This window comes from Mucilaginibacter sp. P2_D11 (assembly GCF_056404435.1).
In genome coordinates, this window is record NZ_JBFUEA010000005.1 from 285,634 (window position 1) to 298,404 (window position 12,771).

The following is a 12,771-nucleotide window of genomic DNA, read 5'->3' on the forward strand; positions in this document are numbered from 1 at the left end:
AAAAATGAAACTATTTACTTCTGTTAATGATGTTACTGATGTACAGGCACTGGTTGCCGAAGCATTACAGTTGAAACAAAACCCTTTTGCCCACAAGCATCTGGGCGAAAACAAGACGCTTTGCCTCGTTTTTTTAAACCCAAGCCTGCGTACCCGTATTAGCACCCAGAAAGCCGGGCAAAATTTGGGCATGAACGTGATCGTGCTCAATATCGATAAGGAAGGCTGGGCGCTTGAACTGCAGGACGGCGTTGTGATGAACGGCACCACGGTTGAGCATATCCGCGAAGCCGCCGCTGTAATGGGCGAATATTCGGACATCATTGGTGTACGCTCTTTTCCCGGTTTAAAGAACCGCGAGGAGGATTATAGCGAGTTGATATTCAACAAGTTTGTAGAGTTTTGTAAAGTGCCTATCATAAGTCTGGAATCGGCAACCCGCCACCCCTTGCAAAGCCTTGCCGATTTGGTGACCATTGAAGAACTGAAAACCAATGCACGCCCCAAGGTAGTATTAACCTGGGCGCCGCATATAAAGCCCTTACCACAAGCTGTGCCGAACTCTTTTGCAGAATGGATGTGCAAGGGCGATGTTGATTTCACCATCGCTCAGCCGGCCGGATATGAGCTTTCCGAAGAATTTACCAATGGCGCTACCATCACCCACAACCAGGATGAAGCGTTGAAGGATGCAGATTTTATCTACGTAAAAAACTGGTCGGCCTACGAGCCTTATGGAAAGATACTACCCGGCAACGAGGACTGGATGCTTACCCTGGATAAGCTGAAGGATGCACCAAATGCCAAAGTAATGCATTGCCTGCCCGTAAGGCGCGATCTGGAACTTTCGTCTGAGATATTGGATAGCGAAAGGTCGGTAGTGATACACGAAGCCGGAAACCGCGTTTGGGCCGCACAGGCGGTATTGAAGCAAATGCTGGAGGCGTTGTAGTACAAGCTGCCTTCCTCCTGTCTTGCTTCTTGATTCTTAATGTCTTGATTCTATCCCGCTATGTACACGCCAAAGCATTTCCAATTAACAGATAATCGGGAAGCTATCAGCTTCATGGAGAAGTATAGCTTTGCTACCATTGTTACGAATATCGAGGGTGTACCCCAGGCTACTCACCTGCCTTTCATAGTGGAGCAACGCGATGATCAACTTGTGCTTATCTCCCATTTCGCTAAAGCAAACCCACAATCGGCAGCTGTTTTTAAAGAAACATCCCTGGTGATCTTCACCGAGCCACATGCCTATATCTCCCCGTCGAACTACGAAAAGGAAACAAACGTACCTACCTGGAATTACCTTGCTGTACATGCCTATGGCAAAGCAACGCTGATAGATGATAAAACCGAAGTAGCCAAGCTATTGGAAAAAATGATTGGTTTCTATGAGGCAAATTACTTGAAGCAATGGGCACAACTCCCTGATGATTATAAGATTAAGATGATGAACGGTATCACCGCTTTTGAAATTGTGGTGGATGACCTGCAAGGGAAAAAGAAACTCAGCCAGAACCGCAGCGAGGTGGAACGGAGTAATATTGTTAAATCGTTTACCGGTTCGGCAGATCAGAATGAAGTGGAGATTGCGGCGTATATGAGGGATTTGAAGGGGTAAGCCTCTTAATTTTCTTACCCCATTGTCATTGCGAGCCGCAGCGGCTAGACAAGAGCGAAGGGGCGGCGTGGCAATCTCCAGCAAGCAGGTCGGACCTACAGAGCGGCTCTCCTAATTCGCGATTGCCGCGCTATCGCTCGCAATGACAACCTTAAAAAATTACTTCGCCCTATACGATGCATTAATCACCCTATTCAGCGTAAGCCCTTGCACGATAATGGAGAATATCACAATAAAATAACTTCCCGACAGGATAAAGTGCCGGTATGGCGATGCCGGCAGGGCTAGCGCTAATGCGATGGTGATGCCACCTCTTACCCCTGCCCAGGTTAGGATATTTACGTTACTATAACTCACATTCAATGAACGCCTTAGAAAGGTCAACGGAAGTGCGATACTAAGCCAGCGCGCTATCAATATCACCACTATACCGATTGCGCCGGTAAGGTAATAATTCTTGATGTACGGCAAATTTACCATCTGCAGCCCTATCATCACGATGAGCATCGTATTCAGCATCTCGTCTATCAGGCCCCAGAATTTTTCCAATGCCTCATGCGAATGCTCTTTGTTATCGGCGTTGATAGAGCGCCCTCCTGCCAGCAAGCCTGCCGTAACCACGGATAAGGGTATGGAAAGATGCAGCCATTCGGCCACAACGGAATTGAGCATCACCAGGCCTAAAGAAACCAGTACGATGGTTTGGAAATCGTTGATGGAAAGCATCAGTCGGTAAGCCAGCCAGCCCGTTACCGCCCCAAGCGCAATGCCGCCAAACACTTCCTGCACAAAAAGGAGCACCGCCTTAGCAAAGTCGATGTTCTCTGCTCCGGTACGGGTAATTTCCAGCAGGGTAATGAATAATACAAGCCCGATGCCATCGTTGAATAGCGATTCGCCGGAAATGATAGTTTCCAGGTTCGATGGCAACCTGGAGCCGCGTATAATGGCCCCTACCGCCACCGGATCGGTTGGCGATACCAATGCGCCGAAAAGCAGGCAGTACACATAGGGTATCTTCACATCTATAAAACGGGCCACATAATAAAGTAACGTGCCGAAGATGGCCGTAGATAGGATTACCCCCAAAGTGCTTAATATCAGCACCGGCCGCATTTCGCGCTTCAACTTGCGCACGTTTACCTTAAATGCGCTGGCAAACAGCAGGAAACCCAGCATAATATTGAGCACCGTAGTAGAAAAATTGATGTTTTTGGCAAGTATGGTAAGATAGCGCGCCACGCCGGGGTTAAGGTTATCTACAGCAATAGTGATTATAGATCCGATGATAGCCAATGCCATAATGCCGATGGTACCCGGCAGTTTTAAGAACCGGGCATTGATATAAGAGTACAGCGCACTTACAATTACCAGCAGCGCAATAATGAGGAACAGATGCATAAATTACGGTAAGACTTTATAACCATAGCCCCGCCTAATAGTTTTACCTGGCCACCGGGTCGGTAGCCATAGTTTTGGTGTCGTATGCATGTATTACCAGCCGGTTATCGCTGTTGCGGGTAAAGTAGTTCACTGCCCAGTTGAAAAACACGATAGATTTATTGCTAAACCCCGCCAATGAAAGCAGGTGCACGAACATCCACAGTATCCAGGCAAAAAAGCCCTGGAAATGCAGGTGCTTCAAATCGGCAACGGCTTTATTGCGGCCAACGGTGGCCATGGTACCCAAATCGTTGTATTTAAAGGGCGTAGTGGGTTGGTTATTAATAATACATACCAGATTCTTAGCCAGCTGTTTACCTTGCTGCAGCGCAACCTGCGCTACGCCGGGGAAACCGTTTGGGTTAGCATCGCTAACTACCGAAGATACATCGCCTATGGCGAAAACATTATCATAACCTTTCACCCTGTTTATCTCATCGGCTTGTATGCGGCCGCCTTTGGCAATAGCTTCCGGCAACAGGCCTTCGGGCATCTCTCCGCGCACGCCTGCAGCCCAGAATACGTTGCGGGTTTTAATGTCTACGCCGTTATCTATCTTCAATATATCGCCGTTGTAGCTTTCTACGTGCACGCCGTTATAAATGGAGATGCCCATATCCGTCAGGAATTTTTTCGCTTTTACAGATGCCGGTTCCGACATCGCACCAAGCACCCTGTCCTTACCTTCTACCAGGTACACTTTCATATCATCCTGGCAAAGGCCCGGGTAATCTTTGCAGAGCACAAACTTGCGCAGCTCGGCTATTGCCCCGGAGAGCTCAACTCCCGTAGGCCCGCCCCCCACTACCACGAAGGTAAGCAGGGCTTCGCGCTCGGCAACATCGAAGGTGACCAGCGCTTTTTCCAGGTTCTGAATAATGAGGCTTCGCACGTTCAAGGCTTCGGCAATATTTTTCATGGGTAGCGTATAATGCTCCAGTTCTTTATTGCCGAAATAGTTGGTATTGGCCCCGGTGGCTATCACCAGGTAATCGTAGTGGATATCGCCTATGTTGGCGGTTACTACCTTTGCTGCGGCATCTATCTTTTGCACCTCGGCCAGGTGGAAGGTAAAATTCTTTTGCCTGCCGAATATCCTGCGGATGGGGAAGCCGATAGAATCGCCCTCGAGGGCACCCGTAGCCACCTGGTAAAGCAGTGGCTGAAAGGTGTGATAGTTGTGTTTATCGAGTAGCAAAACCTCAACCGGGGCGTGTTTTAAATTCTTGGCCAACTGTATGCCGGCGAAACCGCCGCCTATAATGAGCACCCGGGGCATTGCTTTTTTATTATTATCCATAGCTATGTATAAGGGCAGCAAATTAACAATTATACCGCCGGAATTCGTTTAGCTAAACAGGATAATAGGAAAATGTGTTTTTTTATGGCAATTTTTTTACAGCAGCATACCATTTGCAAACCCCAAAAAAAGCCGGAAAGCTTAAACTCTCCGGCTTGTGATATTTTGCCTTAATAGCCGCAAACTTTATATTTTTTCATAAAACTTATAAAAATAGTCAGGATTTTTAACGCTGTGATCGCTAGCTCTTTTGCTTAAGGATACCCAATCGTTAACGGTGTACTCCATTGTGCCGGTTTTTGCTTCGTGCACAAAACGGAACCATACGTGGTCGCCTGCGGTAATGTTTTTAACGACTGGTGCCGATGGTTTAAGGTTGAATTTTATCCGGTAACCGCTGGCTACCTGCACAACAGCGCTTTTCCAGTTTCCGTTGGGGTATTTTTGTATGTCGGTTATCTTACCGTCGGTAAACCGCACTTTATTGGCTTCATAGAGGAACGCGTATTTCGGTTGCTCCTCCTTTTCGGCCTGAAAAATGACTTTGCCGCCTTTGGTAACGGTTTCCGGCGCAATAGTCAATGGTGAATTATTACCGTAGAGGCACATAGCTGCTTTTATTACTACTTCATCCCCCGGCTGTAGCAAGCCCTCTATGGCCTTGTATTTCCCTCCTGTTTGCAGCACGTACTCATCGTCACCCTGCATTACCTTATAACCTTTAAGGTGGCCGGCAAACATGTTCTGGTAAGTAGTATCTACCGTGCCCGTTACTTTAAAAGTAAGCGTTTTGCCCGATACCCTTCTTGACGCAGCCATGTCATGTTTTCCCTGTGCAGAGTTATTGTAATCTTCGAAAGCCTTACGGTTTGGTATTTCGCGTTTACCATTGCGGTAAACTTTCTGGCGGTATTGCGTTGTATCCGTCCAAAAATAATAATAGGTGCCATAGGCGCTGTAATCAGCATTAATAAGATGCGGGTCACTTTTAACCGGCCCTGCACTATAGGAGCCGGTAGGGTACTTCCGTAACATCGCTGCTGCCTGATCAATCTGGGTTTCCGGGTATGCCTTTCCTTCAACAAGGAAAACAACCTTCTCACCAACCTTAAACTCGCTGGAAATAGTGCCCTTATTAGGCAGTTTTACAATACCCTCCTCATATAGGGTGCCATCTTCGCGCCTTAATTGGAGCCTGGTAAAAAACTGGCTTTGCGGTATAGCAGCTTTTTTGGCGAGGTTTTCTTTTTCTATAGGGGTCTGATAGGTTATATTGCCGTTGGTGGTGGTAAAAACAACCAGCCCGTCATCCATTTTACCCGCATATTTTTTATACTCTTCCTTGGTAACCGGGGCCTGAAAAGTACTGGTTGTTGCCACACAGTGGCCGCTTATTTTGTAAATAATATCTGAATCGTACTCTTTGCCATCTATCAACACCAGAGGCCTTGCACCTAGTGTGCTCAGGTCGTTGATGATGCTGAATTTTCTATCAGAACGCAGGTTGGCAAAAGCCAGGCAGCTTATAAGCACTACAGGCAAAATAAGCAGGTAAATTATCTTTTTCATATTTGAGGTTGGTTTGTTAAATAACATGGTGATGCGCTTTTTAAGCGGCACTTTACTAAATCCGTGGAACAGGTAACTCTTGCCCGAAACAGCGAGTTTGAATAGTAACTGCGCATAAATGCCCTTTTCGTCGTCGCCGGCGGCAATGCGATCCACCTCAAATTCGTGGTTCTCTTCTATCGAACGGATGTAGAGGTACACAAAGGGGTTAAACCAGAGCGCGACCTGCACCACGCGTGCCACAATCCTATCGGCGGAGTGCAGGAGTTTTACATGGAGTAATTCGTGAGCGATAATTTGCCGGAGTTCATCGGGCAATAGTTCCTCGTCGTTAACGAAAATCACATTCAGGAAGGAACTGTTACCTAACTTTTTGCCACCCCTCAGCACCCTCACCTTACCTATATGCATTAACTCCTTTTTGTTACGTTGTAACAGGAATACAGCAAGTGTAAAAATGAGGTGTGCTATGGATAAGCCTGCCACTACCATATAACCCATTTTAAGCGCGGCCATCCAATCGAAGGGTGGCGGAGATGTTTCGCCCGCCGATGTCATTTGCACTGCTGGCTGCGCTATCCGTTGCATATCCTGTAAGTATACAACAGGTTCCATTACCGGTGATGGCGCAACCGTATCGACAGTAAAGGTCAATAAGGGGATAACCAGGCTGAGCAGCAAAGTAGCCAGCAGGTACCAGCGGTTAAGCGTGAAGAAAGTCAACCTCCTTAAAAACAGGAAGTAAAACGAATAGAAGATACCGGTACATGCCGATACCTGCAGCAGGTAGATGAGTGCTTTCATTTCTTGGTGTTTTTTTCGATCATTTCCTGAATTTTTTTGATATCCCCGTCGCTTAGTTTCTCCTCTTTCACCATGAAGGACAGGAGGCTTTCTACCGAATTATCGAAATAGCCGGTGAACATCTTCTTGAACGACTCCTTGCGGTACTCTGCTTTGCTGATGGCCGGGAAATACTCATAGGTTTTGCCGTAGGCTTTGTAGGCTACATAGCCTTTCTTCTCCAACAGGCGCACAACTGATGATATCGTATTGTAAGGTGGCTTAGGTTCATCGGGCAAGGCATCTATAATATCCTTTACGAAGGCCGTTTTTAGCTTCCATAAAATTTGCATTACGCGTTCTTCGGTACGGGTTAACTCTTCCATAATTCAAATGTATAACTTAGTTTTCAGTTTTACAACTGTATTTTACGTTATATAATTGATTTTGCAGTTTTAATTTGTAATTTGTTGATAATAAGCTAATTAATTTAACCACAAAGGACTCAAAGGAAAAACGCAAAGAGCACAAAGTTTTAATAGCTGATATTTTGTAGTTGATTCAATGCCTCCGTGCGCTTTGTGCTAATAAACAGGCAAATCTTTGTGGCCTTGTGGTTAAATAGTTGAGCAGCGCTAATTACAACTCAATCTCCCCTATCCCCCAAAAATTCCCTATAATTGCCATCGGACTTATATATTATAGCATGCATGCCCTGCACATCATCAAAATAGGCGGAAACGTTATCGATAACTCGGAAAATCTACATCGTTTCCTGAAGGATTTTACCGCGCTGGAGGGTTATAAGATACTGATACATGGCGGCGGCAAAGTAGCCACCCAAATTGGCGAAAGCATGGGTATAGAGGCGCAGATGGTTGATGGCCGCCGAATTACAGATATCGATACGCTACGCATCGTCACCATGGTTTACGGTGGATTAATCAATAAAAATATCGTGGCCCAATTGCAGCGCTACGGCACCAATGCCATCGGCCTTACCGGTGCCGACGGCGATTTCATCCGCGCAAAAAAACGCCCGGTAAAAACGATAGATTACGGCTTCGTGGGCGATTTGTTCGAGGGCTCTATCAACCCGGCCAACATCGCTAAACTGCTCGATGGCGGCTTCACCCCCGTTTTTTGCGCTTTAACGCACGATGGCGAGGGCCAGATGCTGAATACCAATGCCGATACCATTGCCTCTGCACTGGCGGTCGCATTATCCGCCCTCTACGAAACCACGCTGATATACAGCTTTGAGAAAAAGGGCGTTTTAATGGACGTTAACGACGATGACTCGCTGATAAGGGAGATAGACCCCGCCCGCTACGAAAAACTAAAAGACGAAAAAATAATACACAGCGGCATGCTGCCCAAGCTTGATAATGCATTCAATGCGATATCGATGGGCGTAAAAGCCGTTATCATAGGCCACTCCGACGATTTGGGACAACTAAAAAACAAACAAGGCTTCGGCACGCGTTTAAGTAAATAACATGAGCACACAACAACATATTGCCATATTAGGCAGCGGAAACATTGGATTGGCTTTAGCTAAAGGATTGGTAAAAGCAGGCATATTTACCCCGCAACAAATTACCCTTACCCGCCGCAACACGGCCGCCCTTACATCCCTGGCAGCCGAGGGCTACAACGTTACAGCGAACAACGCCGAAGCCGTAAAGCAAGCCGACATTGTAGTACTGGCTATTTTGCCCCAACAGTTGAACAAATTGCTGGATGAAGTAAAGCCTGCCGTCGACGAAACTAAGCACCTGCTTATTTCGGTGGTATCCGGCGTAAGTTGCGCAGATATACGTAAACAACTGGCTTTGGATGTACAGGTAATACGCGCCATGCCTAATACTGCCATTGCCATAGGCCACAGCATGACCTGCATTGCCACCGATACTGCTTCTGATGCCAACGTTAGCCTGGTGAAATCGTTGTTCGATACAGTTGGCGTTACCATACAAATAAACGAAGAGTTGATGACCAGCGCCACGGCGCTTTGCGCCTGCGGCATCGCATTTTTCCTGCGCTCTATCCGCGCAGCATCACAAGGCGGTACCGAAATAGGTTTCCACGCGCACGATGCGTTGAAGATGGCCGCCCAAACCGCCAAAGGCGCTGCGGATTTGCTGTTGCAGCTAGCCTCGCACCCCGAGCAGGAGATAGACAAAGTAACATCCCCAAAAGGCTGCACCATTGCAGGTCTCAATGAGATGGAGCACAACGGCTTTAGTTCCGCTATGATAAAAGGCATCAAAACATCTGCGGAAAAGGCAGGGGTGCTTTATAAGAGCGAGTAGAAAGAGATGCAAGAAATCAAGAGTCAAGAGTCAAGAGACAAGAACCAAGATGCAAGAATCAAGAGATAAGATTCCCTACGGTCGTATCTTGCTTGTTGCTTCTTGTCTCTTAATTTCTGCTTCCTAATTTCTTCGACCTCCGTTTTTATTGCCGCATAAATTTTAAATTGCGGTTCTTATATTTTACAATTGCTAATGACCAAACCCGCGAACCCTATTTATAATATCCACTTTGCGATGGTTTGCTTCAGCTCGCTTTTGTTTTCGGCGAGTTACAATATGCTGATACCCGAGTTGCCTGCCTACCTCAGCAGCATGGGCGGCGGCGAACATAAAGGACTTATCGTGGCTTTATTTACGCTCACGGCCGGTATCTCCCGCCCCTTTAGCGGAAGGCTTACCGATAAGCTTGGCCGGGTGCCGGTAATGGCCGTGGGTTCCATCGTTTGTTTTATATGCGGTTTTTTGTATCCTGTTTTAAGCTCGGTATCGGGTCTTTTGTTCCTGAGGCTGCTGCACGGTTTTTCAACCGGCTTTAAGCCTACGGCTACTTCGGCCTACGTGGCAGATATCGTGCCCCGCGAACGCTGGGGCGAGGCACTGGGCATCCATGGCCTGTTGTTTAGTACCGGTATGGCCGTTGGCCCGGCAATTGGCAGCGCTATCCGCATGTCGCACTCGCTCAATACGCTTTTTTATACGTCCTCTTTCTTCGCGCTGATGTCGATTGTGATATTGATGAACATGCGCGAAACCCTCAAAGACCGTGAACGCTTTAACCTGGGCATGTTCAAAATAGCCCGTAAGGATATTATCGCGGTTGAGGTTTTGCCGGCGGGTATTGTAACGCTGCTATCCTATCTTTCCTATGGCGCCATACTCACCCTCATTCCCGACTGGAGTCATCACCTCGGCATAGCCAACAAAGGCTTGTTTTTTATGGTATTTACCATCGCCTCGCTAATTATACGCTTTGTTGCGGGTAAGGTATCTGATAAACATGGCAGGCTGCTGGTTATCAAAGTCGGGCTGATACTACTGGTGTTCGCGCTAATAATTGTGGCTTATGCGCAAACCGTTGCGGGCCTGATGCTTGGCGCAGTGTTCTATGGAATAGCGCAGGGCGTCCTCTCCCCCGCCCTCAACGCCTGGACGATAGACATGAGCCATCCCGACCATCGTGGCAAAGCCATGGCTACTATGTACATCTCTTTAGAAGCAGGTATTGGGTTAGGCGCCCTGGTGGCAGGCTGGTATTACCAGGACGTAATTACGCAAGTGCCGTATATTATCTACGCCACCGCCGCTTTAACCGTAATTGCATTGGCTTATATGTACATGCGACGGGAGCCGGTTAAAAAGACGGAGGCTGTGGAGATTGAGGTGTTGGGGTAAGTGGCGCTAACCATTCAACCTTCCAACTTTTCAACGCTTCGTAACCTCCACGCTCCAATCGCTGCCGCTGCCTATTTTGTAACTATCGGCGAAACTGCCCATATTGAGGGCGAATGATAATTGCAGCAGGCTATTGAGGTAAGCCAATGGTTTACCCTCGGCTACATCACCAAAGGTTTTGCTATAAGGCGCATCGCCCTCATAAACTTGTGTGCCTTTATTAAATATTTTGAAATGCAACACGTCGCCATACTTGAGGTTGAGCTTGGCAACCAGGTCGTCGTTGATATCCGTCCAAACGTTGCCGTATTGAACGTCGAGCACATCGATGGTGCCTTTCAATACGCCGTTGGTGTAGGTAGCATGCTGGTAAGGTATTGTAACCACTTTATTTGGCAGCACTTTCCCTACCTGCTGATAAGTAATAACACCGGCGGCAAGGCGCGCAGCGGTATAAACATAAACATCACGACCATGGAAGGTGTACGATTTGCCCGATTCTTTACGGCGATTCACAGCCTCATCTATCTCTCGTATCTCGGCCACGCCAAAAGCTTCGGCAACATGGGTAAGCGTACCATTATCCGGTGTAACGATGAACTGGCCCGTCTTCGTCTTCATCACTACCGATTTGCGCGATGTGCCCACGCCGGGATCCACCACCGAAACAAACACCGTACCCTTTGGCCAGTAATTGATGGTTTGGAAAAGGCGGTACGATGCCTCCCAGATATTATAGTTGGGTATCTCGTGCGTTAGGTCGAAGATTTTCAATCCCGGCGATACGCCCATGGCAACGCCTTTCATCGCCGAAACCGCGCCATCTTTTAAACCAAAATCGGTTTGAAGGACGATGATGTTGTTTTGTGCTGACGAACGACTTGCAAAGAATAGTAACGAAAAAAACAGTAGGTATCTAAGTCTGATCATAATTTTTCCTTTTATTCCCGCAAGCGGCACAAAACGAAGCCTTTGATGTTCTGTAAGGTTTTGAACAAACCTCGCAGGGCGGCCCGTATAAAGCAACAAAATGATGCATCACAGCATTTGGGTTAGTTTCCTTAAAGCCGGTAACTTGTTCATAGTAATCCAACAATGGTTGAAACCTATTTTGATGAGCACTTTTGAATGCCACGCTATATAACTCACGTGCCTTAGGTAGTTCGGCATCTTCAAGCATCGCTACTTCGGCTTTGCACCGCCAACACCATAAAAGTTTCATGCTATGAAAATAACATTTTTCTGTTATTTCTGCCTGAGTTTTTTGCGGCTTGGTTTACTCCGATGCTTCCTCGCCTTCTTCGCCGAGTTCTACAATATCGCCTTCCTTAAACAAAATAGCCTGCAGGGTTTTGCGCCAAACGGGTTTCTGGCGCAGCAGGAACTCCAGGTCCATACCGAAGTGCTTGAACTCTTCGTGCTGGGCGTTCTGCATAATGGCTTTGGCTTGCTTGTCTTTTTCTACCGAGATGCGTTGCTCGTACCAATTTATGGCCTCGGCTTCTTCGCCAAGGGATACGATCATGCGGGCAAAAGTGCGGGTCTTGTCCGAAAGTTCTTCGGGTGGTTCGTGGTATTGGTCAAATGCCATAATATTCCTTTTTAGAATATAAAAGGGATATTACGGCAATTTGTTTTTGTGTAAATAAGCTTATTCTATTTCGTTATTAAGGGCTTGTTTTAAAGTATAAACCTTGTAGGTTATACCCAGCCGCTTTGCATTATCCTCAACGGTTTGCTTAAACCCTGCCTCCTTACGCCGTTTATTAACGTTTGCGGCATCGGCAATAGGCCAGATGAAAAATTTAAACTCGTTTACGCGTGTTACCTTGTTCATAATAGATTGCCCGCGAGCTTGCGAACCCCATATCTGCTCTTTTTTGTTGTACATTAACGATCGGTCTTTCATCATCGCGTACAGGTGAAATGGCAGTTCTTTTTCGTTGGCAGCTTTTTCTACCAGCGGCAAATATTTATCAATAACGGAGGAGTGTTGTAAAACATAAAACACGGCCTCGTTAGTCGGCGTATCTACTATGGATTTCCCCGGATACCCGTACTGCGCTATGATTTCCTCCACTCGTTTCAGGTTAGTAGAATCCACCTTAGACTGCAGCGTCATCAGCCCAGAGCTGAGGTTCGTTTTACTAAGATGGTATAACTTTGATATCGAATCAACCTGGTTGCTATCCAGTTTTATGGAGACGAGTTCGCGATATTTTTGGTCGAGTTTATAAATGCTGTCTAATTCGTGCTTAAGCGCCCTGTTGATCTTCCCCTGGGCTTTCCCAACAACTGCCAAACAGCATAGCAATAAACCTAAAACCAACTGCTTCATACCT

The 12,771-nt window shown here is 47.0% G+C and carries 13 protein-coding genes; 5 read left to right on the forward strand and 8 right to left on the reverse strand.

Going from position 1 to position 12,771, the window contains the following annotated elements; translation table 11 throughout:
* Positions 1 to 4: 4 nt before the first annotated feature.
* On the forward strand, positions 5 to 952 hold the full coding sequence (locus AC1DXC_RS09855; RefSeq protein ID WP_477458979.1) for a Rossmann-fold NAD(P)-binding domain-containing protein: 948 nt from the start codon (positions 5 to 7) through the stop codon (positions 950 to 952).
* A gap of 60 nt (positions 953 to 1,012) precedes the next feature.
* Positions 1,013 to 1,624 (forward strand): FMN-binding negative transcriptional regulator, encoded by a 612-nt coding sequence (locus AC1DXC_RS09860; protein WP_477458980.1) that lies wholly within the window; start codon positions 1,013 to 1,015, stop codon positions 1,622 to 1,624.
* Positions 1,625 to 1,783: 159 nt separating this feature from the next.
* Here AC1DXC_RS09860 and AC1DXC_RS09865 read toward each other — a convergent pair whose 3' ends face one another.
* From AC1DXC_RS09865 to AC1DXC_RS09880, 4 genes are all read right to left on the reverse strand, one after another.
* Positions 1,784 to 3,025 carry a cation:proton antiporter gene (locus AC1DXC_RS09865; protein WP_477458981.1) on the reverse strand — a complete coding sequence of 414 codons (1,242 nt, stop codon included), beginning with the start codon at positions 3,023 to 3,025 and terminating at the stop codon, positions 1,784 to 1,786.
* Between the two features lie 43 nt (positions 3,026 to 3,068).
* Complete coding sequence (locus AC1DXC_RS09870; RefSeq protein ID WP_477458982.1) at positions 3,069 to 4,367, reverse strand: NAD(P)/FAD-dependent oxidoreductase; 1,299 nt, start codon at positions 4,365 to 4,367, stop codon at positions 3,069 to 3,071.
* Positions 4,368 to 4,553: 186 nt separating this feature from the next.
* Complete coding sequence (locus AC1DXC_RS09875) at positions 4,554 to 6,740, reverse strand: M56 family metallopeptidase (protein ID WP_477458983.1); 2,187 nt, start codon at positions 6,738 to 6,740, stop codon at positions 4,554 to 4,556.
* Positions 6,737 to 7,105, reverse strand: a complete 369-nt coding sequence (locus tag AC1DXC_RS09880; RefSeq protein WP_477458984.1) for a BlaI/MecI/CopY family transcriptional regulator — start codon at positions 7,103 to 7,105, stop codon at positions 6,737 to 6,739. The genes AC1DXC_RS09875 and AC1DXC_RS09880 overlap by 4 nt, the downstream gene beginning before the upstream one ends.
* Before the next feature lie 320 nt (positions 7,106 to 7,425).
* Here AC1DXC_RS09880 and argB point away from each other — a divergent pair, with 320 nt between their 5' ends.
* The 3 genes from argB to AC1DXC_RS09895 all read left to right on the forward strand — a co-directional run bounded on the left by argB (position 7,426) and on the right by AC1DXC_RS09895 (position 10,429).
* On the forward strand, positions 7,426 to 8,217 hold the full coding sequence (gene argB, locus AC1DXC_RS09885) for an acetylglutamate kinase (RefSeq protein ID WP_477458985.1): 792 nt from the start codon (positions 7,426 to 7,428) through the stop codon (positions 8,215 to 8,217).
* Between the two features lies 1 nt (position 8,218).
* Positions 8,219 to 9,034: a pyrroline-5-carboxylate reductase gene (gene proC, locus AC1DXC_RS09890; RefSeq protein WP_477458986.1), complete on the forward strand. Its 816-nt coding sequence runs from the start codon at positions 8,219 to 8,221 to the stop codon at positions 9,032 to 9,034.
* Positions 9,035 to 9,229: 195 nt separating this feature from the next.
* Positions 9,230 to 10,429: an MFS transporter gene (locus AC1DXC_RS09895; RefSeq protein ID WP_477458987.1), complete on the forward strand. Its 1,200-nt coding sequence runs from the start codon at positions 9,230 to 9,232 to the stop codon at positions 10,427 to 10,429.
* Between the two features lie 30 nt (positions 10,430 to 10,459).
* On the opposite strand, the gene AC1DXC_RS09900 is transcribed toward AC1DXC_RS09895, so the two are convergent.
* Genes AC1DXC_RS09900 through AC1DXC_RS09915 form a run of 4 tightly spaced genes read right to left on the reverse strand, consistent with a single transcriptional unit; the run spans position 10,460 to position 12,767 of the window.
* Positions 10,460 to 11,359: an SAM hydrolase/SAM-dependent halogenase family protein gene (locus tag AC1DXC_RS09900; RefSeq protein ID WP_477458988.1), complete on the reverse strand. Its 900-nt coding sequence runs from the start codon at positions 11,357 to 11,359 to the stop codon at positions 10,460 to 10,462.
* On the reverse strand, positions 11,346 to 11,651 hold the full coding sequence (locus AC1DXC_RS09905) for a hypothetical protein (RefSeq protein ID WP_477458989.1): 306 nt from the start codon (positions 11,649 to 11,651) through the stop codon (positions 11,346 to 11,348). The genes AC1DXC_RS09900 and AC1DXC_RS09905 overlap by 14 nt, the downstream gene beginning before the upstream one ends.
* Before the next feature lie 54 nt (positions 11,652 to 11,705).
* Positions 11,706 to 12,020: a ferritin family protein gene (locus AC1DXC_RS09910; RefSeq protein ID WP_128533661.1), complete on the reverse strand. Its 315-nt coding sequence runs from the start codon at positions 12,018 to 12,020 to the stop codon at positions 11,706 to 11,708.
* A 60-nt stretch (positions 12,021 to 12,080) separates the two neighbouring features.
* A complete protein-coding gene (locus tag AC1DXC_RS09915; RefSeq protein ID WP_477458990.1) occupies positions 12,081 to 12,767 on the reverse strand; it encodes a DUF6624 domain-containing protein in 687 nt (228 codons plus the stop codon).
* Positions 12,768 to 12,771 lie beyond the last annotated feature (4 nt).

Bases quoted from the DNA above. Each gene is read 5' to 3' on its own strand.
- AC1DXC_RS09855 (WP_477458979.1), top strand. From the start codon at position 5: ATGAAACTATTTACTTCTGTTAATGATGTTACTGATGTACAGGCACTG.
- AC1DXC_RS09860 (WP_477458980.1), top strand. From the start codon at position 1,013: ATGTACACGCCAAAGCATTTCCAATTAACAGATAATCGGGAAGCTATC.
- AC1DXC_RS09865 (WP_477458981.1), bottom strand. From the start codon at position 3,025: ATGCATCTGTTCCTCATTATTGCGCTGCTGGTAATTGTAAGTGCGCTG.
- AC1DXC_RS09870 (WP_477458982.1), bottom strand. From the start codon at position 4,367: ATGGATAATAATAAAAAAGCAATGCCCCGGGTGCTCATTATAGGCGGC.
- AC1DXC_RS09875 (WP_477458983.1), bottom strand. From the start codon at position 6,740: ATGAAAGCACTCATCTACCTGCTGCAGGTATCGGCATGTACCGGTATC.
- AC1DXC_RS09880 (WP_477458984.1), bottom strand. From the start codon at position 7,105: ATGGAAGAGTTAACCCGTACCGAAGAACGCGTAATGCAAATTTTATGG.
- argB (WP_477458985.1), top strand. From the start codon at position 7,426: ATGCATGCCCTGCACATCATCAAAATAGGCGGAAACGTTATCGATAAC.
- proC (WP_477458986.1), top strand. From the start codon at position 8,219: ATGAGCACACAACAACATATTGCCATATTAGGCAGCGGAAACATTGGA.
- AC1DXC_RS09895 (WP_477458987.1), top strand. From the start codon at position 9,230: ATGACCAAACCCGCGAACCCTATTTATAATATCCACTTTGCGATGGTT.
- AC1DXC_RS09900 (WP_477458988.1), bottom strand. From the start codon at position 11,359: ATGATCAGACTTAGATACCTACTGTTTTTTTCGTTACTATTCTTTGCA.
- AC1DXC_RS09905 (WP_477458989.1), bottom strand. From the start codon at position 11,651: ATGAAACTTTTATGGTGTTGGCGGTGCAAAGCCGAAGTAGCGATGCTT.
- AC1DXC_RS09910 (WP_128533661.1), bottom strand. From the start codon at position 12,020: ATGGCATTTGACCAATACCACGAACCACCCGAAGAACTTTCGGACAAG.
- AC1DXC_RS09915 (WP_477458990.1), bottom strand. From the start codon at position 12,767: ATGAAGCAGTTGGTTTTAGGTTTATTGCTATGCTGTTTGGCAGTTGTT.